21 protein-coding genes and 2 pseudogenes are annotated in these 23,990 nt (G+C 67.7%); 17 read left to right on the forward strand and 6 right to left on the reverse strand.

Annotated elements, in window-relative coordinates; translation table 11 throughout:
• Window positions 1–72 precede the first annotated feature (72 nt).
• The 7 genes from hpxZ to I73_RS09195 all read left to right on the forward strand — a co-directional run bounded on the left by hpxZ (window position 73) and on the right by I73_RS09195 (window position 5,792).
• A complete protein-coding gene (gene hpxZ, locus I73_RS09165) occupies window positions 73–474 on the forward strand; it encodes an oxalurate catabolism protein HpxZ (protein WP_022980332.1) in 402 nt (133 codons plus the stop codon).
• Between the two features lie 32 nt (window positions 475–506).
• Window positions 507–1,235, forward strand: coding sequence for a GntR family transcriptional regulator (locus I73_RS09170; RefSeq protein ID WP_022980333.1), 729 nt, complete (start codon window positions 507–509; stop codon window positions 1,233–1,235).
• A gap of 171 nt (window positions 1,236–1,406) precedes the next feature.
• The gene (locus I73_RS27050; RefSeq protein WP_022980334.1) at window positions 1,407–3,308 is read left to right on the forward strand and encodes a bifunctional diguanylate cyclase/phosphodiesterase; all 1,902 of its coding nucleotides are present in this window, start codon (window positions 1,407–1,409) and stop codon (window positions 3,306–3,308) included.
• Between the two features lie 35 nt (window positions 3,309–3,343).
• Window positions 3,344–3,769: a thioesterase family protein gene (locus tag I73_RS09180; RefSeq protein ID WP_022980335.1), complete on the forward strand. Its 426-nt coding sequence runs from the start codon at window positions 3,344–3,346 to the stop codon at window positions 3,767–3,769.
• Window positions 3,770–3,861: 92 nt separating this feature from the next.
• On the forward strand, window positions 3,862–4,953 hold the full coding sequence (locus I73_RS27055; protein WP_022980336.1) for a mechanosensitive ion channel family protein: 1,092 nt from the start codon (window positions 3,862–3,864) through the stop codon (window positions 4,951–4,953).
• Window positions 4,954–5,103: 150 nt separating this feature from the next.
• Complete coding sequence (locus I73_RS31550) at window positions 5,104–5,268, forward strand: DUF1328 domain-containing protein (RefSeq protein ID WP_022980337.1); 165 nt, start codon at window positions 5,104–5,106, stop codon at window positions 5,266–5,268.
• Between the two features lie 38 nt (window positions 5,269–5,306).
• Entirely contained in the window at window positions 5,307–5,792 is a 486-nt protein-coding gene (locus tag I73_RS09195; protein ID WP_022980338.1) for a BON domain-containing protein, read from the forward strand.
• A 1-nt stretch (window position 5,793) separates the two neighbouring features.
• Here I73_RS09195 and I73_RS09200 read toward each other — a convergent pair whose 3' ends face one another.
• The 4 genes and pseudogenes from I73_RS09200 to I73_RS09215 form a co-directional block, all read right to left on the reverse strand.
• Window positions 5,794–6,408, reverse strand: coding sequence for an NTP transferase domain-containing protein (locus I73_RS09200; RefSeq protein ID WP_022980339.1), 615 nt, complete (start codon window positions 6,406–6,408; stop codon window positions 5,794–5,796).
• 22 nt (window positions 6,409–6,430) lie between these two features.
• Window positions 6,431–8,704 (reverse strand): annotated as a pseudogene (locus I73_RS27060) (molybdopterin cofactor-binding domain-containing protein); the annotation flags it as partial.
• Window positions 8,704–9,171 carry a (2Fe-2S)-binding protein gene (locus I73_RS09210; protein WP_022980341.1) on the reverse strand — a complete coding sequence of 156 codons (468 nt, stop codon included), beginning with the start codon at window positions 9,169–9,171 and terminating at the stop codon, window positions 8,704–8,706. The pseudogene I73_RS27060 and the gene I73_RS09210, both read right to left, overlap by 1 nt.
• Entirely contained in the window at window positions 9,168–10,175 is a 1,008-nt protein-coding gene (locus tag I73_RS09215; protein ID WP_022980342.1) for an XdhC family protein, read from the reverse strand. The genes I73_RS09210 and I73_RS09215 overlap by 4 nt, the downstream gene beginning before the upstream one ends.
• Before the next feature lie 281 nt (window positions 10,176–10,456).
• Here I73_RS09215 and I73_RS09220 point away from each other — a divergent pair, with 281 nt between their 5' ends.
• From I73_RS09220 to I73_RS09265, 10 genes are all read left to right on the forward strand, one after another.
• The gene (locus tag I73_RS09220; protein WP_026096512.1) at window positions 10,457–10,798 is read left to right on the forward strand and encodes a co-chaperone YbbN; all 342 of its coding nucleotides are present in this window, start codon (window positions 10,457–10,459) and stop codon (window positions 10,796–10,798) included.
• Window positions 10,795–11,793 carry a hypothetical protein gene (locus tag I73_RS09225; RefSeq protein ID WP_026096513.1) on the forward strand — a complete coding sequence of 333 codons (999 nt, stop codon included), beginning with the start codon at window positions 10,795–10,797 and terminating at the stop codon, window positions 11,791–11,793. Before I73_RS09220 ends, I73_RS09225 begins: the two co-directional genes overlap by 4 nt.
• A gap of 27 nt (window positions 11,794–11,820) precedes the next feature.
• The gene (locus tag I73_RS09230) at window positions 11,821–13,596 is read left to right on the forward strand and encodes an ABC transporter ATP-binding protein/permease (RefSeq protein WP_083876650.1); all 1,776 of its coding nucleotides are present in this window, start codon (window positions 11,821–11,823) and stop codon (window positions 13,594–13,596) included.
• Window positions 13,597–13,612: 16 nt separating this feature from the next.
• Window positions 13,613–16,459, forward strand: a complete 2,847-nt coding sequence (locus tag I73_RS34440) for a TonB-dependent receptor domain-containing protein (RefSeq protein WP_159105869.1) — start codon at window positions 13,613–13,615, stop codon at window positions 16,457–16,459.
• A gap of 291 nt (window positions 16,460–16,750) precedes the next feature.
• A complete protein-coding gene (locus I73_RS09240) occupies window positions 16,751–18,154 on the forward strand; it encodes a TldD/PmbA family protein (RefSeq protein ID WP_022980345.1) in 1,404 nt (467 codons plus the stop codon).
• Window positions 18,155–18,185: 31 nt separating this feature from the next.
• Window positions 18,186–19,652, forward strand: coding sequence for a metalloprotease TldD (gene tldD, locus I73_RS09245; protein WP_022980346.1), 1,467 nt, complete (start codon window positions 18,186–18,188; stop codon window positions 19,650–19,652).
• Between the two features lie 3 nt (window positions 19,653–19,655).
• Window positions 19,656–20,630, forward strand: a complete 975-nt coding sequence (gene trxB, locus I73_RS09250) for a thioredoxin-disulfide reductase (protein ID WP_022980347.1) — start codon at window positions 19,656–19,658, stop codon at window positions 20,628–20,630.
• A gap of 55 nt (window positions 20,631–20,685) precedes the next feature.
• Window positions 20,686–21,021 carry a thioredoxin gene (trxA, locus tag I73_RS09255; RefSeq protein ID WP_022980348.1) on the forward strand — a complete coding sequence of 112 codons (336 nt, stop codon included), beginning with the start codon at window positions 20,686–20,688 and terminating at the stop codon, window positions 21,019–21,021.
• Window positions 21,018–21,887 carry a hypothetical protein gene (locus I73_RS09260; RefSeq protein ID WP_022980349.1) on the forward strand — a complete coding sequence of 290 codons (870 nt, stop codon included), beginning with the start codon at window positions 21,018–21,020 and terminating at the stop codon, window positions 21,885–21,887. Before trxA ends, I73_RS09260 begins: the two co-directional genes overlap by 4 nt.
• A gap of 60 nt (window positions 21,888–21,947) precedes the next feature.
• Window positions 21,948–22,859, forward strand: a complete 912-nt coding sequence (locus I73_RS09265) for an AraC family transcriptional regulator (RefSeq protein WP_022980350.1) — start codon at window positions 21,948–21,950, stop codon at window positions 22,857–22,859.
• A 38-nt stretch (window positions 22,860–22,897) separates the two neighbouring features.
• Here the strand turns inward: I73_RS09265 and I73_RS27065 are convergent, their stop codons facing one another.
• Together I73_RS27065 and I73_RS09275 are read right to left on the reverse strand one after the other, a co-directional pair.
• On the reverse strand, window positions 22,898–23,362 hold the full coding sequence (locus I73_RS27065) for a hypothetical protein (protein ID WP_148289751.1): 465 nt from the start codon (window positions 23,360–23,362) through the stop codon (window positions 22,898–22,900).
• Window positions 23,363–23,558: 196 nt separating this feature from the next.
• Window positions 23,559–23,783: pseudogene (locus I73_RS09275) on the reverse strand (SDR family oxidoreductase); the annotation flags it as partial.
• Window positions 23,784–23,990: the final 207 nt, after the last annotated feature.

A 23,990-nucleotide genomic window follows, 5' to 3' on the forward strand; every position in this document is an offset into this window, starting at 1 on the left:
CCCGACATCAGCGCCCACGGCGGCTGGCGCGCCTACCTGGCCAGCCAGCGCTGAGCCGCACCGAGACCGACCATGACCCTGCCGACCGAACAGATCGACCTGCCCGAGGTGCTGCGCGAGGTGGAAGCCGCCTTCCATGCCTACGAGGCCGCGCTGATGGGCAACGATGTCGAGGCCCTCAACGCCTTCTTCTGGCAAGACCCGCGCACCACCCGCTACGGCATTGGCGACCGGCAGTGGGGCCATGCCGAGCTGGTGGCCTACCGCCAGGCCACACCGGCGCCCAGCTTCACCCGCCGGCTGGAGCACCTGCGCCTGCATGCCTTCGGGCCCGACCATGCGGTGGCCCAGGTGGAGTTCGTGCGCAGCGACACCGCGCTGCGCGGCTTCCAGACCCAGACCTGGGTGCGGCTGGCCGAGGGTTGGCGCATCGTCAGCGCGCACGTCAGCATGATCCCCTGGCCCGCGGACTGAGCCGCAGACCGCCACCGTATGATGACCCTCCGATGAAGCCGCGCCTGCCGTTCGCCCCTGCCTCCGCCCTCGGCCCTGCGGCCCCGGCCCCCGCCGATGCGGCCCCCACCCTGGCCGACCAGGCCTATGAGCGCATCAAGGGCCTGATCTTCGACTTCAGCCTGATGCCGGGCGACCGCTTCAGCGAGACCGAGCTGGCCGAGCATGTGCAGGTCAGCCGCACCCCCTTGCGCCAGGCCCTGCAGCGGCTGCAGCGCGAGGGCTTTCTGCAGGTCTTTCCCAAGCTGGGCTGGCAGGTGGCGCCGCTGGATTTCGACAAGTTCGACGAGCTCTACGACCTGCGCATCCTGCTGGAATGCCATGCGGTGGGCCGCCTGTGCGAAAGCGTGGACCGCGCCGGCCTGGCAACCCTGAGCGCCCTGTGGGAGGTGGCGCCCGAACAGCGTCTGGACACCCCGGCCGCGGTGCGCGACCTGGACGAGGCCTTCCACCGCAGCCTGGTCGACGGCAGCGGCAACCACGAGATGATGCGCGTGCACGCCGAGATCACCGACCGCATCCGCATCATCCGGCGGCTGGACTTCACCAAGCCGCCGCGGGTGGAGGCCACCTACGACGAGCATGGCGCCATCCTGCGAGCCATCACCCGGCGCCGCGCCGCCGAGGCCCAGCGCCTGCTGCGCGCCCACATCGAGCAGAGCAAGCTCGAGGTCAGGCACATCACGCTGGACATGCTCTACCGCGCCCGCCAGATCGGCTGAACCGTGCGTTTCGTGGCCGGGGTGTGCCCGGCCGACCACAGCCCTGTCCTCGATTCAGGGGACCGGCGGCATGACTTTGCTCAAAGTCGCCGATTTGCAGTAAGTTACGTCTGACGTTTCGCCGGCACAGCCGTTGGGAGGACTTGCCGCAGCAGGCGTCGGGACGGACCGGTGATTCCTCAGAACAGGCAAGAAGAAGGCGGCAGCTGGCTGGCGGCCGGTGGGCCGGAAGGCACCCGGTCGCACCGGGCCTTTCTGCATTTGTTCTGGGTCAGCAGCTTTGCCCTGATCCTGCTGCTGGAGGGCTACTCGCTGTGGGTCGGGGGCAACCCGATGTCGCGCCTGCTCTTCAACGCGGTCTTCCTGGTCTGCGCGCTGGGGGCCCTGGCGCTGCTGCAGCGGGGCCAGATCCAGCGGGTGACCCTGCTGACGGCCACCCTGCCACCGGCCCTGCTGATGCTGGTGATCTTCACCGCGCGCTCGATCTACATCCCTGCCGTGGCGGCCCTGCCGCCGATGGTGGTGGCAACGGCCTGGCTGCTCGGCCGACGTGCCGCTGTCTGGATCACCGCGGCCGCCGTGCTGGAGGTGATGGGCCTGGGCCTGTACCTGCACCTGGGCGGCCAGCCCCGCCTGCCCCCTCCCGAGCCCCTGCAGTACGCCATCACACTGCTGGTCTTTCTGCTCAGCAGCCTGTCCATCGGCCTGCTGTCGGAATCCAGCCACCGGGAGCAGATCCGCATCGCGCAGGAACATGCCTTCGTGGACGGGCTCACCGGCCTGGCCAACCGCCGGCTGTTCATGGAGCGGCTGGGTCAGTCCCGGCAGGACAGCCAGAACCCCTCGCGCCATGGCGCCCTGCTGCTCATCGACGTGGACCAGTTCCACCACTTCGGTGCCGCCTTCGGCGCCCGCCTGGGCAATTCCCTGCTGATGACCGTGGCCGAGCGCCTGCGCCTGCTGGTGGGGCCGGACATGACCCTGGCCCGGCTGGAAGGCGATGTCTTCGGCGTGCTCGTCACCGGGCGGCCCCAGGCCGGCGAGCTGCTGCTGGAGGTCACCCGCCTGGCCGAGCAGATCAGCCGGGCCATGGCCCAGCCCATCCACCTGGAAGGCAAGCCGCAGTCCCACACGGCCACCGTGGGGATCAGCACCTTCGACGGCCCCGGCAGTGCCGGTGACCTCTTGCACCAGGCCGAACAGGCCGTCGCGCAGGGCAAGGCCCTGGGCCGGGGCCGGGTGCACTTCTTCGACCCGGACCGCGCGGAGATCGCCCAGCAACGCGCCCGGCTGGAAGCCGATCTGCGGCTGGCCCTGCAGCAGGGCCAGCTGCTGCTGCACTACCAGCCCCAGGTCCGCGATGACCGGCCCATCGGCGCCGAGGCCCTGGTGCGCTGGCAGCACCCCGAGCGCGGCCTCATCCCGCCGGGCGAGTTCATCCCGGTGGCCGAAGCCTGCGGCCTCATCGTGCCCCTGGGCCAATGGGTGCTGGAGCAGGCCTGCGCCGTGCTGGCCCAGTGGCGGCGCGACCCGCTGCTGGCGCCGCTGACCCTGTCGGCCAACGTCAGCGCCCACCAGATCCAGCAGCCCGACTTCGTGCCGCACCTGACGCGGCTGATCGAGCGCAGCGGCTGCAACCCGCAGCGCCTGAAACTGGAGCTGACCGAAAGCACCTTCATCGGTGACGAGCAGACCGCCATCCGGGCCATGACCGCCCTGCGGGCCCTGGGCATCCGCTTCTCGCTGGACGACTTCGGCACCGGCTACTCCTCGCTCGGCCACCTCAAGAAGCTGCCGCTGGACCAGATCAAGATCGATCAGTCCTTCGTGCGCGACCTGCTGGACGACCCGGACGACGCCGCCATCACCCAGGCGATCACGCAGCTGGCGCGCAACTTCGGCATGGAGGTGATGGCCGAGGGCGTGGAGCTGCCGGCGCAGCGCAGCGCCCTGGAAAGCCTGGGCTGCCACGCCTTCCAGGGCGATCTCTTCGCCCGGCCCAAGCCCCTGCCCGCCTTCGAGGACTTCTGCCGTCGGCACCTGGCCGCAGCCGCCGGGGCCCGTCGGGCATGATGGCCACCTCCCACCACCCACCACCCGCACACACCATGCCCCGCGTCACCATCCAGTTGCCCGCCAGCCTGCCTTTTCGCACCGAGCTGCCCCTGCTGATCTCCCAGATCAACCACGCCGGTCACCTCGACAACGCCCAGGTGCTGGTGCTGGTCAGCGAAGCCCGCCAGCGCTTTCTGCGCTGGATGGGCTACCGCTCGGAAGCGGACATCGAGGGCCTGGGCATCATACTGGCCGACAACGCGGTGCAGTACCGCAGCGAGTCCTTCTACGGCGAGGTCATGGTCATCGAGATGGCCGCCGACGACTTCAGCCGCCGCGGCTGCGACTTCGTCTGGCGCATGACCGAGAAGCTCTCCGGCCGCGAGGTGGCGCTGGGCAAGGCCGGTGTGGTGTTCTTCAACTACGAGACCCGCCAGGTCGCCGACGTGCCCGCGAGCTTTCGCAGCCGCTGGCCCTGAGCGCCTCGGCGTCGTCCCTGCCGCAAATCGGACTGCTCCGACAGACGCGCACGCGGGTGACCGCCAGCATGGAGGGCCAAGGAGCCCCCTGCATGAACGACTGGATCACCCTTTACACCGGCAACGACCTCGAACACCTGGCGGTGGCCCTGGGCGTGTTTGCCACGGCCCTTCTGCTCTTGACCGGCGCCCGCGGCCTGATGATCAGCCGCCTGGAAAAGTATGCGCCGCAGACCGACACGCGCTGGGACGACACCCTGCTGGAGGTGGCCCGGGCCACCCGGCGCTTCGCCCTGCTGGCCCTGTCGCTGATGCTGGGCTTGCGCATGCTGGAGGTGCCCGATCGCCTGGGGCACCTGCTCGACAAGGGCATGGTGCTGGTCTTCATCCTGCAGGCGGGCCTGTGGATGCAGGCGGCCTTGCAGGCCTGGCTGCTGGGCCGTCAGCGTGCCAGCCTGGAGCAGCACAACGCCCAGCTGCAGACCAACCTCAGCATGATGCGCTGGGGCATGCAGTTGCTGCTGTGGACCGTCGTGGTGCTGATGGTGCTGGACAACCTGGGCTTCAACATCACCGCCCTGGTCGCCTCCTTGGGCATTGGCGGCGTGGCCGTGGCGCTGGCGGTGCAGAACATCCTGGGCGACCTCTTCGCCTCGCTGTCCATCTCGCTGGACAAGCCCTTCCTGGTGGGCGACTTCATCGTGGTGGACGCGCTCTCGGGCACCGTCAAGCATGTGGGCCTGAAGACCACCCGCATCCAGAGCATCACCGGCGAAGAGGTGGTGGTGGCCAACAACGACCTGCTCAAGAGCCGCATCCGCAACTACAAGCGCATGCAGGAGCGGCGCATCGTCTTCCGCTTCGGCCTGACCTATGACACCCCCACCGACACCCTGCGCCAGGTGCCCGAACGGGTGAAGGCCATCATCGACGGCCTGGACAACGCCCGCTTCGACCGCGCCCACTTCGCCGCGCTGGGCGAAGGCAGCCTGGACTTCGAGGTCGTCTACATCATGACCGTGGCGGACTACGGCCCCTACATGGACGCCCAGCAGCAGATCAACCTGGCGCTGATGGACATGGCCCGCGAGCTGGGCACCGGCTTCGCCTTTCCCACCCGCACCCTGCAGCTGGCCCTGCCCGAGGGCCAGGGTCTGACGCCGGCCCCCAGTGCGGCAGGCTGACACGCAGGACGCACGCCTTCCTACACGGGCACCTCTCCTGGGCCGATGGCCCGGGGCCAGCGTGCTGCCTACAGTGAACCCATCGCCGGCCCGCACGGGGCCGCGAACCCATGGAAGACACCGTCTTCTTCCCACAGAGAGGAGTTCACCATGCTGCACTACACCGTCGTCTTTCTCGTGATCGCGCTGATCGCCGCCCTGCTGGGCTTTGGTGGCATCGCCGCCGGCGCGGCAGGCATCGCCAAGATCCTGTTCCTGGTCTTTCTGATCATGGCGGTCGCGTCCTTCGTGGCCGGCCTGTTGCGCAAGCGCTGAGCACCACTCTCCGCCCTTCACCCCATCAGGAGCCCACCATGAACACCCCCCTGCACCACCCCACCCTGCGCACCCTGGCCCTGGCCACCCTGTGCGCCTGCGGCCTGAGCCTGGCCGCCTGCTCCGAGCACGACGCCGACAAGACCGCGGGCGACAAGGTCGATGCTGCCATCGCGCAGGCCGACGCCAAGATCGATGCCGCCCAGGCCCGCGCGTCCGAAGAGCTGAGCCAGGCGCGCGACGCCAGCGCCGAGGCCGCCGCCGAAGTGGGCGACAAGTTCGAGCGCACATCCAAGAAGGTGGCCAGCGCGGTGGACGACGCCGCCATCACCACCGCCGTCAACGCCAAGCTGGCCCAGGACCCCAAGCTCAATGTGCTGAAGATCGACGTGGACACCCGCAACGGCCACGTGCTGCTCAAGGGAGAAGCGCCGGACAAGCAGTCCCGCGCCCGCGCCACCCAGCTGGCCCAGCAGGTCGAAGGGGTCCGCACCGTGGAAAACCAGATGGAAGTGCGCGGCTGAGTCAGCCCGCGGGCGGGGGCAAGCCGGCCAGATCCTGCGGGGTGTCCACATCCAGCAGGCAGCCCGGGTCGTCCACGGCAATGTGGATGAGCCGCCCTTCCTGTTGACGCAGCAGCGCGCGGGCGCCCTCGTCGCCGCCCAGGCTGGTCAGTTGGGGCCCCCAGTGCCGGCCAAAGCCCACCGGATGCCCCCGGCGCCCCTGGTGAAAAGGCGCCACCAGCGCGTCGTCATGCACCAGCGCTGCGGCCACCTGCCGCACCGTGGCCTTGGCCACGCAGGGCATGTCGCCCAGGGCGACGACCCAGCCCGGCGCCTGCGCGTGGGCCTGCACGGCCGCTGCCAGCGCCGCACCCATGCCCTCCACCGCCGCGGCGCTGCTCAGCAGCGCGATGCCGGTGTCCGCCAGGGCCGACCGCAGTGCCTGCTGCCCCGGCCGCAGCACCGCCACCGCCCGGCCCAGTGGCCCCAGTGCGGCCACCAGCGTGCGGGCGCTGGCCACCGCCACCGGCGTGCCATCGGCCAGCGGTGCCAGCAGCTTGTCGCCGCCGAAACCCCGGCCGAAACCCGCGCACAGCAGGATGCCAAGCGGGCCAGGCTCCGTGCCAGGGCGCTGCATGGCGACGCTCAACCCTCCTCGTCAGCTGATCGCGCAGCGGCAGCTGGCGGATGCGCCGGCCCGTGGCCGCGAAGATCGCATTGCACAAGGCCGGTGCCACCGGCGGCAGCGGCGGCTCGCCCACGCCGCCCGGTGGCAGCGCCGGGTCGTTGTTGACCAGGTGGATGCGGAGGGTGCGTGGCGACTGGGCGTGGCGCAGCACCTCGTAGTCGTGGAAGTTGCTCTGCTTGACGTGCCCGTTCTCGAAGCTGATCTCGCCGGTCAGCGTCAGGCCGATGCCCATCACCGCCGCGCCTTCCAGCTGTGCGCGGATGCGCTCGGGGTTGATCTGCGGGCCGCAGTCGATGCCCATGTCCACCGCCACGATCTGCAGTGCGCCCTTGGCGTCCACCGCCACCTCCACCACCGTGGCGGTGTAGCTCATGAAGCTGTACGCAAAGGCCAGGCCCAGGCCGTGACCCTTGGGCAGCTTGCGGCCCCAGCGAGCGCCCTGCGTCACCGCCTCGATCACGCCGCGCAGCCGCCCGGTGTCCACCGGGTACAGCTCGGGCGATTCGCCGTAGTTCCAGTGGTCGCCCAGCGCAGCCGGGGCGATCTGGCGCGGCGGGCCGATGAGCTCCAGCGCGTAGTCCTTCGGGTCGCGGCCGGCGCGGTGGGCCAGCTCGCTCAGGAAGCACTGCACCGCGAAGGCGTGCGGGATGTTGGACACCGAACGGAACCAGCCGATGCGGGCCATGGCCTCGGCCTCGCCCACCTCGATGCGCACGTTCGGGATGGCGTAGGGCACGTTGATGGCCGTCATGCCGACCTCGAACTCGGCCTCGGTCTTGACGCCCGGGGCGAACAGCGAGGCGATGGACGGCGCCACCGTGCGGTGCAGCCAGGTCTCGGGCCGGCCGTCGGGGCGCAGCACCGCCTCCAGCCGCTCCACCGACACGGTGTGCAGGTAATCGTGGCGGATGTCGTCGTCGCGCGTCCACACCACTTTCACCGGCGTGCCGGGCATCGTCTTGGCGATCAGTGCGGCCTCCACCACGTAGTCGGGCTTGGACTTGCGGCCGAAGCCGCCGCCCAGCAGCGCCTGGTGCACCGTCACCTGCTCGGGCTTCAGACCCAGCACGCCGGCCACGCCCTCCACCGCAGCCTGCGGGTTCTGGCAGGAGGTCCAGACCTCGCAGCGCCCTTCGGTGACCAGGGCCGTGGCGGCCGGCGGCTCCATGCTGGCGTGGGCCAGGTGGGGCAGGTAGTACTCGGCCACCAGCTTCTGGGCCGGCGCGGCCTGGGCCAGCGAGGCCAGCGCATCGCCATCACTGCGCACCGCCTTGCCCGGCGCGCGGGCGCTGGCCTCCAGGGCCTGGCGGTAGCGGGCGGAGTCATAGGCGCCGTTGGGGCCGTCGTCCCAGTCGATCTTCAGCGCCGCGCGGCCCTGCATGGCCGCCCAGGTGTTGCGGGCCACCACGGCCACGCCGCCCAGGGGCTGGAAGGCCGGCACGCCCTTGAAGGGCGGGATGTCGACGATCTTCTGTACCCCCGGCACCTGCAGGGCCGCGGCGCTGTCCACCGTCTTGACCTTGCCGCCCACCACCGGCGGGCGGGCCACCACGGCATACACCATGCCGGGCAGGTGGATGTCCTGGCCATAGACGGCGCGGCCCTGGCCGATGTCCGCCAGGTCCACCGGCCGCACCTGGCCCTTGCCGATGTAACGGAACTCGGCCGTCGTCTTCAAGCGAAGGGCCGAGCCCGCCGGCACCGGCTGGCGGGCGGCCGCGGTGGCCAGCGCGCCATAGCCCAGGCGGCGGCCGCTGGCGCTGTGCAGCACCTCGTGGTGCACGGCCTTCACCTCGCCCACCGGCACGCTCCACTTGGCGGCGGCGGCGGCTTCCAGCATCTGGCGGGCTGCGGCGCCCACGCGGCGCATGGGCAGGTAGAAGTGGCGGATGCTGCGCGAGCCGTCGGTGTTCTGGTTGCCGTAGCGGGCCTGGCCCGCGTCGGCCTGCACCACCTTGACCCGGGCCCAGTCGGCTTCCAGTTCGTCGGCCACCACCATGGGCAGGCTGGTGCGCGCGCCGGTGCCCATCTCGGCCCGGTGGGCCATGATCTGCACCCGGCCATCGGCCCCGATGCTGACGAAGACCCGCGGGTCGTCCACCGTGCCGCCGGGCATGGCGTCGCCGCCGTACTTCTTGGCTTCTGCGGCGTGCACCACGCCGTCCAGCCCCACCGACAGCACCAGGCCACCGGTGGCGGCCTTCAGCAGGGTGCGACGCGAGAGTGACAGATTCGCGGTGTTCATCACTTCGCTCCTTGAAGGCGGCTGGCCGCCAGCTGGATGGCCGCACGGATGCGGGGATAGGTGCCGCAGCGGCAGATGTTGCTGTTCATCGCCTCGTCGATCTGGCGCTCCGAGGGCTTCGGCTGCTGCTTGAGCAGGGCCACCGCCGACATGATCTGCCCGGCCTGGCAGTAGCCGCACTGGGCCACGCCCAGTTCCACCCAGGCCTGCTGCACCACGCGGCCCACGCGGTCGTCGGCCATGGCGTCGATGGTGCTCACCGCCTGGTCGCCCACCGCGGCAATGGGCGTCACGCAGGCGCGCGTGGGCCGGCCGTCGATGTGCACGGTGCAGGCACCGCACAAGGCCATGCCGCAGCCGAACTTGGTGCCGGTCATGCCCAGCTCGTCGCGCAGCACCCACAGCAGCGGGGTTTCGGGCGGGGTGTCCACCGCCACGGGGCGGCCGTTGATCTTCAGGGTGGTCATGGGTGGGTCACCGCTTGAGTGGAAGGTTGGGAAGGAGCAGAGGCCAGCGCCACACCGTTCTTGGTGGCCACCACCTCCGCCAGGATGGACAGGGCAATCTCGGCCGGCGTCTTGCTGCCGATGGGCAGGCCGGCCGGGCCGCGCAGGCGGTCGAGCTGGGCGTCGGTCAGGCCGAAGTGCTCGCGCAGGCGCTGGCGCCGGGTGGCGCTGTTGCGCCGCGAGCCGATGGCGCCGACGTAGAAGGCCTCGGTCTGCAGCGCGTCGATCAGGGCCAGGTCGTCCAGCTTGGGGTCGTGGCTGACGGCCACCACCGCGGTGCGGTGGTCCGGCCGCAGGCGCTGCACCAGGTCGTCGGGCATCTCGCGGCTGAAGCCGATGCCAGGCTCTGCCCAGTCCGCCTGCTCGGGCCGCGGGTCGCACACGGTCACGTCAAAGCCCATGCCACGCGCCATGCCGGCCAGGTAGCGCGACAAATCCCCCGCCCCGATCAGCAGCAGCCGCGCCTGCGGCCCCAGCTGGCTGACGAAGTGGTGTTCATCGGCCCAATGGGGCACGGCGTCATGCGCGCCGGGCGCCAGCGTGACGACCCCACTGCGCAGGTCCAGCGTGCGCTGCAGGCTCTGGCGCTGCTCCAGCGCAGCCAGGGTCTCGGCCAAGCGGCTGTGGGCCGACAGGGGCTCCAACATCAGCTCCAGCGTGCCGCCGCAGGGCAGGCCGAAGCGCTGGGCCTGCTCGGTCGTCACGCCGTAGCGCACCAGGCGCGGGCGGTCGGTGGCGGCGTCCAGGCCGATGTCGCCCTGGCGCAGGCGGTGCACCAGGTCGTCTTCCACACAGCCGCCGGAGACCGACCCGACCGTGAGGCCATCCTCGCGCAGCGCCATCAGCGAGCCCGGTGGCCGGGGCGACGAGCCCCAGGTGCGGGCCACGGTGACGAGCAGCACCCGCTGCCCCTGGGCCTGCCACTGCAGGCTCTGGCGCAGCACCTGTGCATCCAAGGGTTCCATGGTCTGCGTCCTTCCTGTTCTGATGAGCGGCGCCCCGGCGCCGGGCAGCACAAGGATCGCACGTTAAGACGACAGGCGCGGTCTGTGTATTCGGGTCAGACCTCTAGACCACCAGAAGCCAGCGCATGGATGCGGCGCCGATGTCCGGGGCCTGCCGAAGCGGCACACGCGCCATTGCGCTTCTGCGCGGTTTGCGCTGTCAGGCAAAAAGCCTGGTCCTGCCGGGCAATCGTCCGGTCAGGCGGGTCATATGCTCGTCACAACAAACAAGGGCCCCACCCATGACTTCACAAATCACTTCTGTCAGTGATGCGAACTTTGATACCGAAGTGGCGCGCAGCGAACTTCCCGTCCTGATCGATTTCTGGGCGCCGTGGTGCGGGCCCTGCATGCCCCTGATGCCGACCCTGCAGGCCTTGGCCCCCCTCTACGAAGGCAGCCTGAAGATCGTCAAGGTCAACATCGATGAATGCCCCGTGCTGGCTGAGAAGTTCAACGTCCAAGGGATCCCCTACCTTGTGCTGGCCAAAGGCGGCGAAGCCACGGCCACCTTGCACGACCGCAGCCGCACCCGTCTGGTCAACGAGCTCGATGCACTCCTCGATCAGGAGGGTGAGGCATGAGCGGCGACACGCGGTACTGCGCCTTCCTCGGTGATCCGGCGCGCAAGGCGCACATGGTCAGCCGGGTCCGCGACCAGCGGGCCCTGGGGCGGGCTTTTCCGCTGCCTTATCTGAAGTGGCGGACGGATGGCGGGATGGTCTCGCTGTCGGGCGCCCTGGCTGAGACGCAGGATCCGGAAGAGTTCACGGCGCGCACCGGCTTGCCGATCGAGCTGGCCACCTTGTGCGAAGGCCTGGTCTACATGGGTGTCGAGTTCGGCGAGGACAAGAGTACCCCCTTGGGCCTGGCCATGAAGGGTGGCGACGCCATCACCGGGTTTGCGATGGCGTGGCTGGAGGCCATTCCGGTGGGCGCGGATCTTGGACATGCCGTGCCGTGCTTCATGCACAGCTTCCTGGCCTCCATCCTGGCGCACGATTTCGCCATGGCCGCCCACCTGTCCCCGGCCATGCGGGCATGCGGCGAGCGAATTCTCGGCTTGTGGGAGCGCGAGATGGGCGGCATGCCGGTGGCATCCAAGGAATGGCGGAGCCTGCGGACCGAAGCGCTGCGGGCCGCTGAAGATCCCGGCGATCCCTGGGGCTACGCCCTGTCGGAACTGGTCGAGTCCCTGACGTGGCCGGTCCACGGGCTGGCGCCTGAATTCACGCCGATCCTCCAGATCTTCATGAAGGAACTGCGCCAGTTCCTGGCTGCCCCCTTCCTGTGCAGCGAGGACAGGGCCCTCCTGGCGCAGTCCTTGGTCGGCTTTCGTGAACTGGGCCGAGCCCAGCGCGATCCTGAGCTGTCGCAACTGCCCACTGAAACGCTGCTGGAGCGCCATCCGCACACCAAGCAGGCGGTGCTCGCGTCGATGAAGCCGGAGATGCAGGCCCGCATGAATGCAGCCAAGCAGCAGGCGCAGTCTGAATCGGATCGCTTGCTGCGCCATCAGATGGACAGCCTTCTCAGCTTCATCGAGACAGCCGAGCCAAGCCCGGCGAGCGCCGCATGACGGCTTCCATCGCAGCAGGTGCACAGCATGACTGACGACGCGATCACAGACCCTGCCGCAGTCGATGCGGTGAGAACCGAGATGCCCCAGGAGAGCAATGGCAAGTCCTTGCGGGCCGACCTTCGTTATGGCGCGTCGCTGGTCGCGCAATACGTCAAGGCCGACCCGCTGCTGGGCTCGCTGCTGATCGCCTATCAGTTTGCTCACAGCGGGCTGGCGATGTCCTTCTTCTTGAAGATGCAGCTGGCCTTTGCGGACATCGTCAATGCGCTCGCTGCGCACAATGCCGCCGTCATTCCGAGCATCATCACCAAGATCCTGATGTTCGGTGTCGTGACCACGGTCCTGGCGGCCATCGGCACCTGGTCTCGCCTGTCGCTGCGCATGCGCATGCGCCGGGTGTTGACGACCACGCTGCTCGACCGATGGATGAACGGCAACCGCTTCTTCCACCTGGAGCGGCGTGCGCAGATCGACTACCCGGAACAGCGCATTCAGGAGGACGTCTACCAGTTCGTCGACAAACTGACCCTGATTGGCGTTTCCATCCTGGCCTCGCTGTTCGGCGTGTTTCTCTACACGGGCCAGCTGTGGCGGCTGTCGCCGCCGGTGGTGGTGCCGGCCCTCGGGATGACCGAGCCCGTCCCCGGCTTGCTGGTCTATCTCGCCTTTGGCTTTGCCGTGGCAATGACCTTGCTGGTGCATTGGGTGGGCGCACTGCTGACGCGGGCCGAGGTCGTTCGCCAGCGGCTTGAAGCGCAGTTCCGTTCGGAAATGCACGCGGTCCGGGAGAACGGCGAGTCGATCGCCTTTGTCCGCGCGGCACCGCTGGAGCGTCGGCGGCTGGCCGACACCTTCCTGCTGATCGTGGCGAACTGGCGCACCTACACCTTCGCCAACATGCGGATCGCGGTGACCACCGGGCTGCCCGACATCCTGCTGATGTTGATGCCCTACCTGCTGTGCATTCCCTTCGTGCTTGATGGGCGCATGCAGATCGGCGACATCCAGATCGTCTCGGCCTCGTTCAGCCAGGTCTACAACGGCATCGGCGCGTTCATCACGCAATATGCCGAGATCGCCACCTGGCGGTCGTCCATCGCGCGCTTGCGCTTGCTGAACGAGGCACTGTCACAGCAGTCCTTCAGCAGCGGCATCGTGATCAGCGAAAAGCCCACGCCGCACATTGCCGCCCACGGCCTGAACATCACCTACCCGGACGGCAAGCCGATGGTGATGCTGGGCGAACTGGACATCGCGCCGGGCTCGCGCGTGCTGGTCCAGGGGACGTCAGGCGCCGGGAAAAGCACGCTGCTGCGCAGCATCGCCGGGCTGTGGCCCTACGGCAGCGGGTCTGTGGATCTTCCTGCCAACGCGGCGGTCGCCTTCCTTCCCCAGCGCAACTACATGCCCAATGGTTCGATTGCCAGCCTGATGGCCTATCCGCAGGGTGTGGATCGCTACAGCGACACGCAGTACATCGACCTCCTGAATGCACTGGGCCTGCAGCGCCTCGTCCCGGATCTGCACAGCTATCAACCATGGAGCCGGATCCTGTCGCCCGGCGAGCAGCAGCGCATAGCGGCAGCTCGCGCCATCCTGGCCCAACCTGACTTTCTCTTCATCGACGAAGGCACCAGCGCGCTCGATGCCGCGTCGGAAGCCCAGGTCTACAAGGCCATCGTCGACCGCCTGCCCAAGGCAGCCCTCATCTCCGTGGCGCACCGTGAGAGCGTCGCGTCCTTTCACCAACAGCGCCTCAGGCTTGAGCAAGGCAAGGCCAGCATCTCTCCCATCAATTGATCATAGGAAGAAGCAGATGAGATTTGTCGTCAAAGGCGGACGTCTTCGGGCCCTGATGGGGCTGGGCAATCTGGCCGTGGGCATGGGCGTGGCCTTGTGCGGCACGGCGTACGCGCAGGATCAGGCGAGTGCGGACAAGACCAAGGCCGACAAGCCAAGCGGTGAGGAAGGCCTCGCCCAGATTCTGGTGCGTGGCAAGCGCACCCTCGACGCAGACATCGCCCGCAGCCGGGATGACATCCAGCCCTACGTGGTGTTTGATTCGGAGCAGATCGCCAGGAGTGGCGCGCCGAACATCGAAGCGTTCCTGCAAACCTATTTGCCGATGAACGCGCAGCAGACCTCGAGCGCACAGCTGGGTCCACAGGTGTCACCGCAGGGGCGCATCGACCTGCGCGGCCTGGGTTCGAATCAGACATTGATCCTGGTGGACGGGCGCCGTCTGCCCAGCGTCTCGACGGGCGACTCCTTCAAGCAGCCCAACATCAACGGCATTTCACTGTCGCAGATCGAACGCATCGAGATCCTGCCAGCGACGGCGAGCGGCATCTACGGAGGCGGCGCAACGGGTGGTGTGATCAACATCATTCTGAAGCGGGATTACTCCGGGATCGACGTGGATCTCAATTACGGCAATGCGCTCGATGGTGCGGTGGGCCAAAGCCGCGTGGGCATCAGCGGTGGCTTCTCGCTCGAAGATGGGCGCACGCGTGTGCTGTTCTCGGCCTCGCATGCGAATGCGGGTGTGTTGAAGTCTTCGCAGCGCAGTTTCGCCAGCCGATCGGCCCAACGGCAGCTGCGCAACGACCCCAGCGATCCCAGCGTTCTTCTGGGTGGCGCCAACATCTGCGCCACCGAAGACGGTGCCACTTGCTCGACCCAGCCCTTGCAGCTCAAGAGTGGCGCAACGCTGAATTCGGCGTTCACCAGCGTTCCCGGCCAGTACACCGGGGCGGCCAGCGACGGTGGCGCAGCGCTGGCCGCCAACGCCGGGCATCTTCAGCTCAACAACACGTCGGTTCCCATCTGGTCCGCACCCGAGACGACGACGTTCACCTTCAACCCGCGCCGCGAGTTCGCGGACGGCATCGAAGCCTATGTGGACTTCGCGCACGATTCGTCCAAGACATCCGTCACCACGCCGACGCAGAGCCTCGAGTATGTGCCGGCCAGCGCGGCTGTGAATCCCTTCCAGCAGGACGTGCTCTCCTACCTCACCGTGCCCAATAGCCTGGCGCAGCAAGAACAGGTGGTCAAGAACACGCGCCTCTATGTCGGATCGATCGTGCGCCTGCCTTACCAATGGAGCGCGGTGCTGGACTATGGCTGGCTGCACAACACCGTCTCCAGCAGCAACAGTTCGGTCCTCGGCGCGGCGTCGTCGACCGCCGACGAGACGCTGCAGGGCGCGGTCTTCCGCGACATCGTCGCCTCGCCGCTCAACGATCCCAACTCGCTGTTTTCCTTCTTCAGCCAGAACGGTGAATCCGGCAGCACGGTCAAGACCCTGTCCCTGCGGCTCAGCGGCCCAGTCATGGACCTCCCGGGCGGCAAACTGAACGCCACCACGCTGCTCGAACAACGCAACGAGACCAGTGACAACTCGGTCAGCGCCAGCCAGACGAGCGGCGTGACCTCGTTCTACTGGTCACCCCCCGCCCATCGGAAGGTTGATTCGGAGTATCTGGAGCTGCGCGCGCCGGTGATTTCGCCCAGCAACAACGTGTCGCTCGTCAACAGGCTGGAACTCATGGCATCGGTTCGCCATGATGCCTATCGAACCGACTACGAGGGGTATGCGATTCCGGTGGACAGCACAACCGGACCGTTCCCGCCCCAGACAGCGTCGGTCAACAGCTTCGGTTCAACCAACTCCACGCTGGGCTTCCGCTTTGCGCCCGCGCCGGATCTCATGTTGCGCGCCAGCCATGGCACGGGCTTCCTGCCGCCCGACCTCGGCCAGATCCGCGGCGCAGCGCCCGCCCTGTTCTCTTCCTTCCTGATCTCCCTGCTTGACCTGCGCGATCCGGCCTTGGGCAACTCGCTCATTCCCGGGCCGCTGACGGTGCTTTCCGGCGGCAGCCCCTCGCTCAAGCCGGAACGATCGCAAAGCACCTCACTGGGCCTGATCCTGACGCCACAGGTCGCACCGGGTCTGCGCGTCTCCGTCGACTACACCGACATTCGCAAGTCCAATGAGGTCAGCTCGCTGCCGCTGAGCTACTTTGTCGACAACGAGGCCTCGTTCCCGGGGCGCGTGGTCCGCGGGCCGGGTTCGGGCGGGCAGCCTGGCCCCATCACGCAGATCGATTCGACCCTGTTCAACATCGCCAGCACCCGCCTCAAGGCGCTGGACCTCCAGGCCGAGTACGCCACCTACGACCTGGCTTGGGGGTATTTGCGCTTCTATGCTGCGGCCACCCACACGATGTCACTGAGCCGCAAGGTGCTGGCGACGGACCCGGCAGTGGACCGCGCCGGCTTCTCCGATGGCCCTCTGAAGTGGCGCGCCAACTTCGGGATCGACTGGCACAAGAACGCCTGGAGCGCGGGCTGGAATGCCCAGTATTACGACAGCTACCGGGTTTGCCAGTCCACCCTCGACCCCTTCACCTGCAGCCAGTGGGAGGCCTGGCAGGGCGCCAGCAAGGTGCCAAGCCAGATCTATCACGACATCAATGTGGGCTATGACTTGGACGCGGCGGGCATTCTGGCCGGGACTGACGTCAACTTTGGCGTGAACAACGTGTTCAACAACCACGGTTCGACCATCAGCAGCGGCATTGCCTATGTCGTGGGCGCGACGTCCTACCTCGATCCGCGTCTGCGTCGCTTCACGCTGTCGCTGCACAAGCATTTCTGATCACTCGCGACGGCGCCCACATCCGCCACCTGGCGGCGCGGGCGCCGTTTTCACGTTCCCGCCGGCGCTCGCCCATCAGCGTGTTCACCGACGCGTTCGCAGCCTCATGACCCGCAGGCCGGTGCAGATTGCGCTCTCAGACAACAAGCCAGGTCCTGCTGAACAACCGCCCAAAGGCAGCCACCCTAGCATTGGCAGCATGGTTTGACAGGCCAGAAATCATGGGCCGCCTCCTCGGTCAGACCGCCGAAATCGATTGCATCCCTACACGGTGATTAACCAGAAAGTCAGATGAGCGCCAGCAGCCTTACCCGCTCCACCGGACATGCTTCACCCGAAGGTGGCGATGGCTACCTTCTCCAAAGTGAGAGCACCCTTGCCCAAGCGGTCACCTACGCCATCGAGCGCAGCGCCGTGCTGGGCGCCAGCGAGGCCATCGCCATGGTCAGCGAACAGGGCGGAATCACCCTGACTGTCGCTGGCGGCAAGGTCGAGACGGCGGTGCGCGAAGGCCACCAAAGCCTGCGCATCACCGTTTATGCCAACGGTCGCACCGGCATCGCCTCGACCGAGTCGCTCAGCCGCCACGCCATCGACCGGGTGGTCGAACAGGCCGTCGCCATGGCGGGCCAACTTGAATCTGATCCGGATGCAGGCTTGTCAGACCGGGAAACCCTGGCATGGACGACGCCGGAGGTTCCGCTCTTTGCGCCCTCCGGCCAGACCGCAGACGAGCTGACCGAAGCGGCGATGGCCATCGAGCACGCCGCCGGCTCGACCGCCAGCAGGGACAGCGTTCGCGTCTCGGAGGCCGGCGCGGCCAGCCAGGACATGCGCTTTGCGCTGGCCACGAGCCAGGGCTTCTGCCGCACCGGCAGCGGCTCGATGCAGCAGCGCTGGTGCCAGACCATCGCCCAGCGGGGCGACGACATGCGCCAAGGCAACTGGGCATCGATGAGCCGCCGTCTCGATGGGCTGCTGCCCCCTGTCGATGTCGGCCGCATCGCTGCCGAAAAGGCCCTGGGCATGCTGGGTGCCGAAGGGCTGACCACCCGCCGTGCGCCCGTGCTGATCGATGCGCCCGTCGCATCCAGTCTGGTGCGCGAGTTGTGCGGGCAGTTGACCGGCACTGCGCAGTTTCGGCGCATGACCTTCCTGCCCGATGCGATGGGCCAGCAACTGACGGCCTCCCACCTGACGCTGGAAGAAGACCCCTTCGAGCCCTTCGGCCTGGCCAGCAGCACCTTCGACAGCGAGGGCGTTTCGGGGTCGCGCCGGGCCATCGTGCGCAGCGGCATGGTCGAGGGCCTGTTCCTGGACACGCGCATGGCACGCAAGCTCGGGCGGGCCTCCACGGGCAACGCCGGCGGCATGCGCAACCTCACGCTGACCAGCACCACCACCCAGGCAGGCGATGACCTGGCCGCCATGTTGCGCAAGCTGGGCACCGGCCTGTGGCTGACGCGCTTCATGGGCGGCGGCAGCAATCCGGCCACCGGCGTCTATTCGCAGGCCGCCGCCGGCTTCTGGGTCGAAAACGGCCAGGTCGTGCGGCCCGTCCATGGCTTCACGGTCGCCGGCAATCTGCAGGAGATGCTGAAAGCCATCGTCGCGGTGGGCGCCGATGTGCACCGCGAGGGCGCGATCCGGGTCGGCTCCATCCTGCTGCCCGACATGCAAATCGCCGGCCGCTGATCGAGCCCCTTTGCTGAAAGAATCGACTGACATGCTCTTGACCGCATCCCAACGCCTGGCCCTGGCCCGGGACAGGCTGCTTGTCGCCAACGACCTCGACGCCCACCAACTTCAGGAAGGCCTGTCCGGCCTGTGGGCACGGGGCGCGGATTACGGCGACCTCTACTTCGAGTTGACCACCCGAGACTCCTGGTCACTGGAACGCAGCAAGGTGGCGCGTGCCGCCTTCTCGATTACGCAAGGTGTGGGCGCACGCGCCGTGAACGGGGACAACACGGCCTTTGCCTATTCCAGCGACATCAGCCACAAATCCATCACCGCCATCACCGCCGCCGCCCGTGCCATGCAGGCCCAGGGCCAGAATGCCGGCGCCACCGGCCGGGGTGTGGAGATGGCCGGGGTGACCCGTGACGCGAGCGCCTACGCCACCCTCGAAGCAGCGGGCGGCATGGACAGCATTGCGAAGGTGGCGCTGCTGCAGCGGCTTGACCAGATGGCACGCGCCGTGGATCCACGCATCGCCGAAGTCTCGGCCACCCTGTCGGTGGAGGATTCGACCGTGCTGGTGGCGGCCACCGACGGCACGCTGGCCGGCGACATCCGCCCGCTGGTGCGGCTGGACCTCTCGGTCATCGCCGAGCGCAGCGGCAAGCGCTCGTCGGGCTCGGCCGGCGCCGGTGGACGGTTTGCGCTGAGCGAGATCACCGAGGCCCGGCTGGAAAGAATGGTGCAGAAGGCGACCTCGATCGCGCTGACCAACCTGGACGCCAAGCCCTCCCCCGCGGGCGAAATGACCGTGGTGCTGGGCTCGGGCTTTCCCGGCGTGCTGCTGCACGAGGCGATCGGCCACGGGCTGGAAGGCGACTTCCACCGCAAGCGCGAATCGGTGTTCAACGGCATGCTGGGCGAACGCATCGCCGCCCCCGGCGTCAACGTGTTCGACGACGCCACGCGGCCCAAGGCCCGCGGCTCACTCAACGTCGACGATGAAGGCGTGATCGGCCAGCGCACCCTGCTGATCGAGGACGGCCGCCTGGTCGGGCTGATGCAGGACAAGACCAGTGCCCGGCTCATGGGCGACACCGCCACCGGCAACGGCCGCCGCCAGTCCTATTCGGACCTGCCCATGACCCGCATGACCAACACCTTTCTGGAAAACGGGCCGTATGAGCCGCAGGAGATCATCGCTTCGGTGCGCCACGGCATCTATGCGGTCGAGTTCAGCGGTGGCACCGTCGACATCACGTCGGGCCAGTTCAATTTCTCGGCCGAGAAGGCCTTTCTGATCGAGAACGGCAAGGTGACCGCCCCCATCGAAGGGGCCACGCTGATCGGCGTGGGCAACCAGACGCTCAAGGCCATCTCCATGATCGGCAATGACCTGGCGCTGGATGCCGGCGTCGCGACCTGCGGCAAGAACGGCCAGATGGTGCCTGTGGGCGTGGGCCAGCCGACGATCCGGATCGACCAGGTCGTCGTCGGTGGAGCACAGGGGTAAGCCATGCGTACAACGACAGAAGCGGCGGCACGGCGCCACAGCAAGCTCCTCATCATCGGCTCCGGGCCGGCGGGCTACACGGCTGCGATCTACGCCTCGCGCAGCGCGCTGGCGCCAATGCTGATCGAGGGCCTGCAGCCCGGCGGGCAGCTGACCATCACCACCGAGGTGGAGAACTGGCCCGGCGACACCCGCGTGCAGGGCCCCGACCTGATGGCCCGCATGGGCGAGCATGCGCGGCAGCTGGGTACCGAGATCATCCAGGACTACATCGTCGAGGTCGACCTGTCACGGCGCCCCTTCGTGGCCGTGGGCGATGGCGGTGCGCGCTACACCGCCGACAGCCTCGTGATCGCCACCGGTGCCAATGCGCGCTGGCTGGGCCTGGACAGTGAACGCCTGTACCGCGGCAAGGGCGTCTCGGCCTGTGCCACCTGCGACGGCTACTTCTTCCGCCAGCGCGTGGTGGCGGTGGTGGGCGGGGGCAATACCGCGGTGGAAGATGCGCTGCACATGGCCCACTTCGCCAGCGAGGTGTACCTGATCCATCGCCGCGACAGCCTGCGCGCCGACAAGACCAACCAGGCCCGCCTCTTGGCCAACGAGAAGATCAGGCCGATCTGGAACACGGAAGTGGCCGAAGTGCTGGGCGACGGCAAGAAGGTCACGGGCCTGTGCCTGAAGCAGCGCCTGAGCGGCGAGAGCTCGACCCTGCCGGTGGACGGCCTGTTCGTGGCGATCGGTCACGACCCCGCCACCAGCCTGTTCAAGGGCCAACTGGCGATGGACGAGGACGGCTATCTGCTGGTCACCCCGGGATCGACCGCCACCAGCGTCGCGGGCGTGTTTGCCGCCGGTGACGTGCAGGACAAGCACTTCCGCCAGGCGGTGGTGTCGGCCGGCATGGGCTGCATGGCAGCCCTGGAGGCCGAGCGCTTTCTCATCAATACCCAGGCCGGCGCCAGCCAGGCCGAATGACTCCCCGGGTGCCGCCCGCCATGGTGGTGCGGCAGCCTCACACCAAGGATCCACCATGTCCCTGCTCAAAGTAACCACCACCGACAGTTTCGAGGACGATGTGCTCAACTCGCCGATTCCGGTCCTGATTGATTTCCATGCCGTCTGGTGTGGCCCGTGCAAGGCGTCGATGCCAGCGCTTGAAGACGCTGCGCGCGAGTTCGAGGGCGAGATTGCCATCGTCAAGGTCGACATCGAGCAAGAGCCCAAACTCGCCGAGGCCTACGGCGTGCGCAGCGTGCCGACCTTCATCCTGATCAAGGACCGCGAACCGGTGGAACGCTTCATGGGCCAGACCTCGCGCGGCAAGCTGGCGTCGGTCCTGGAGCCCCACGCCGGAGGCAAGCAATGACCGCCTACCGCGCCTTTGGCGATGAAGCCAACAAGCAGGCCCTGAGAGCCGACATTCGGGACAAGGGCCCCGTGTACACCGCGTGGCTGACCCATGCGTCGATGGAGGGAGACCTGACGCCGATCTCGCAGGACCATGGTCTGCACCCGGCGCTGGTGCGCCTGCTGCCCGCGCTGGGAGCCTTCGGCGAGGGCGAAGAAGCCCCCGCGTTCTATGACGCACTGCTGGCGGCGATCCCGGTCGGCGCCGAGACGGGCAACATCGCGCGCCGAGCAATCCTGCTGGCCTGGACGGACCCTGTCTATGGTCGCGCACGGCTCGTCGAGGCCGGCCCGGCCCGCGAGGCCTGCGAGGCGGTCGTCGCCCTGCTGCGCCAATCCCTGGCGGCCACCACCATCGACAAGCCCACCTGGCGCGCAGCCCGCGCCAAGCTCGCGCAGGTCCAGCGGGACGCCTCCGCGCCTGAGAAGGTGGTCGATCTGGTGCTCTCGCTGGCCTGGGATCTTGAAACGACGCCCGGCGCGGCTCAGGATGCGATGGTGGCCTGGACGGCGCAGGTGTCCGCCGAGGCCGAGGCCAGCGACGAAGACCCGTTCACCGAGGCCGAGGCCACATACTTCAAGTCCACCATGGACCGCATCAATGAAGAGATCATCGCCTCCATGGGCGATGAGGGTGACGACGACAACTTCAGCTACGAAGCGTTCCTGGAGGAAGCCAACAGGCGTTGGGCCGCCGATCCCGTGACCCAGGCCCTCAAGGTACGATCCCTGGCAAAGCAAGCCCGTGTCAAAGCCAAGCTTGCCCTCTGGCGGACGGCGATACAGCAGAAAGTGCTTGATGATGCCAAGACCTTGGGCATGTGAACCGGGGGTGCCCAGCTGAAGGAGGCGGTCTGGCGAGCAGCCGGACCGAACACGGAACGCATGTCAGTGCTGCCCTCGCTCATTGCCGCCGTCTTCGACGAAACCTTTCGTGGTTCCCGCGAGGGCGAAGGCTGGCGTGTCGGCAGCGTCTCGCGTGACATTGCCACCGTGCATCACCTCGTCACCGGCGCCTTCGCCTGCGCCAACGAGGGCGGCGCCGGCGCGGACGGCCGGGGCTTCTGCACCCACATCATCTTCCTGCGCTCGGGGAAGCTGACCATCGACCAGCATGGGCGTCAGCGCAGGCTGGTGGCGGGCGACATCTTTGTGGCTTGCGGGTGGCAGCCCATGGCCCTGGCCGGGTCTGGCAAGGTGGACATGCTGGTCGTCACCTTGCCGGGCTGGTGGTCGATGCAGCGCTTCATGGACAAGTTCCAGCTCCTGCCCCACCTCTACATCAGCCGGGAATACTTCGCGGCTTCAATCATTGCAGACCTGGCGCAGCGAATTCTTGACCTTGACGAGGCCGACAGACAGACCATTGCCCAGGCACTGAACATGCTCGCAGACCTCCTGCGCACGGCACTGGCGGCTGGCGCCAACGGGGACAGCGTCATGCCGCGGGCACGCGGGCGCATGGGGGATATTCTCTGGTTCATCGCCCAGAATCTGGAGCATCGCGGCCTGTCGGCCTCCGATGCCGCCAGAGACCTGAAATGCTCGGCCCGCACGATTTACAACACCTGCGCGGCCCATGGCACCAGCTTCAGCGCGCTGGTCACCGAAACCCGGCTGGTCGCCGCGCAGTACCAGCTCATTCGGACTCAAGACCGCATTTCGCAGGTGGCCTATGAGGTGGGCTTTTCAAGCCTGTCTCATTTCTCGCGTCTGTTCCGCGCGCGATTCGGCATCACGGCCAACGCGATGCGCAACGGCAACCGCGCCGAAATCACCGACAGCCACCGCGCCTGATGAGGACGCTGCTGGGGCCGCCCGGCCCCAGGGAGACATCACTCGCCGTGTTCCCGCAGCCAGGCGTTGTGCGCGGCCTCCGCGGCGTGGATGGCCTTGTCCAGATGCTCGTGGGCGCGATGGCGCAGCTCATGAACCTCCGGGTTGTCCTCTTCCTGATCGATGTCGGCACGCGCCTGCTTCAAGGCCTCGATCGCGCGCAGCAGGCGGCTGCCGTGCCCGTTCACATCCAGGGCCGGGTGATCGTGCAGGTCCTTGCCATCGTCGATGGAGGCGCGGCGAATCTCATGGTAGGTCGCGTCCGTCTCGTTGATGGCCACATCCTCGCCTGCGTACACCCTTGCATCGCCAGGTTGGTGCTCCAGCAACCAGTGCGCCGCGCGCAGATCGCTCAGCGCATGCAGATAGGCCGGATGCCGGCCCGGCACGTTGTCGGCACAAGCCGCCAGAGGCAGCAGCGCAGCAAGCAAGAACGCAGCGGTCGTGGTCGTCGGGAGTCTCATGTCAATGTCCTTTCTTGTGGAGGTCATGCCAGGCCGTCGGCGACCTTGCGGTCTTCTCTGTTCGACGGGCCTGGAAACAAGAACGCCCGCCCACCACGGGCGTTGACCCCATCTCCCCGCGGCACCGCGAGGCTGTCTGTTTTGACAGCTTGGTCTGCCCCACTGGCTGGGCAGATGATCGGCCGATCGCGAGGCATCAGGTCCGCGTGATGGACAGCCCGCCATCCACCAGCGACGCCGTGCCCGTGACGAAGGACGCATCGTCCGAGGCCAGGTAACGCACCGAGCGGGCGATCTCTTCGGGCTGGGCCACGCGCTTGAGGGCGTGCAGACCGGTGATGAAGGCCTGCGCCTCGGCGCTGTCGTTCTTGCTGCGGTACATGGCCGTGTCCACCGCGCCGGGCAGCACGGTTTTCCTTCGTCCGAGAGCTGCAGCCCGTTGAATTGCGCCGTCAGTGACGATGACGCAGTCTGTTCCTGCAACCGCAGCGAGAGAAACCAACCAGGCTCATCTTTCGGTCGGCGCAAACACCAGGCGGCATTCAATCTTTCAACACACCTTCAATACGCTTTCGGCAAGCTTTCAAAGGCGTTTTACCCCCCAAAATGGGGATTCTGAGGAATATCC

The sequence above is a fragment of the Ideonella sp. B508-1 genome, assembly GCF_000333615.1.
In the GTDB taxonomy this organism is placed as follows: Bacteria; Pseudomonadota; Gammaproteobacteria; order Burkholderiales; family Burkholderiaceae_C; genus Ideonella.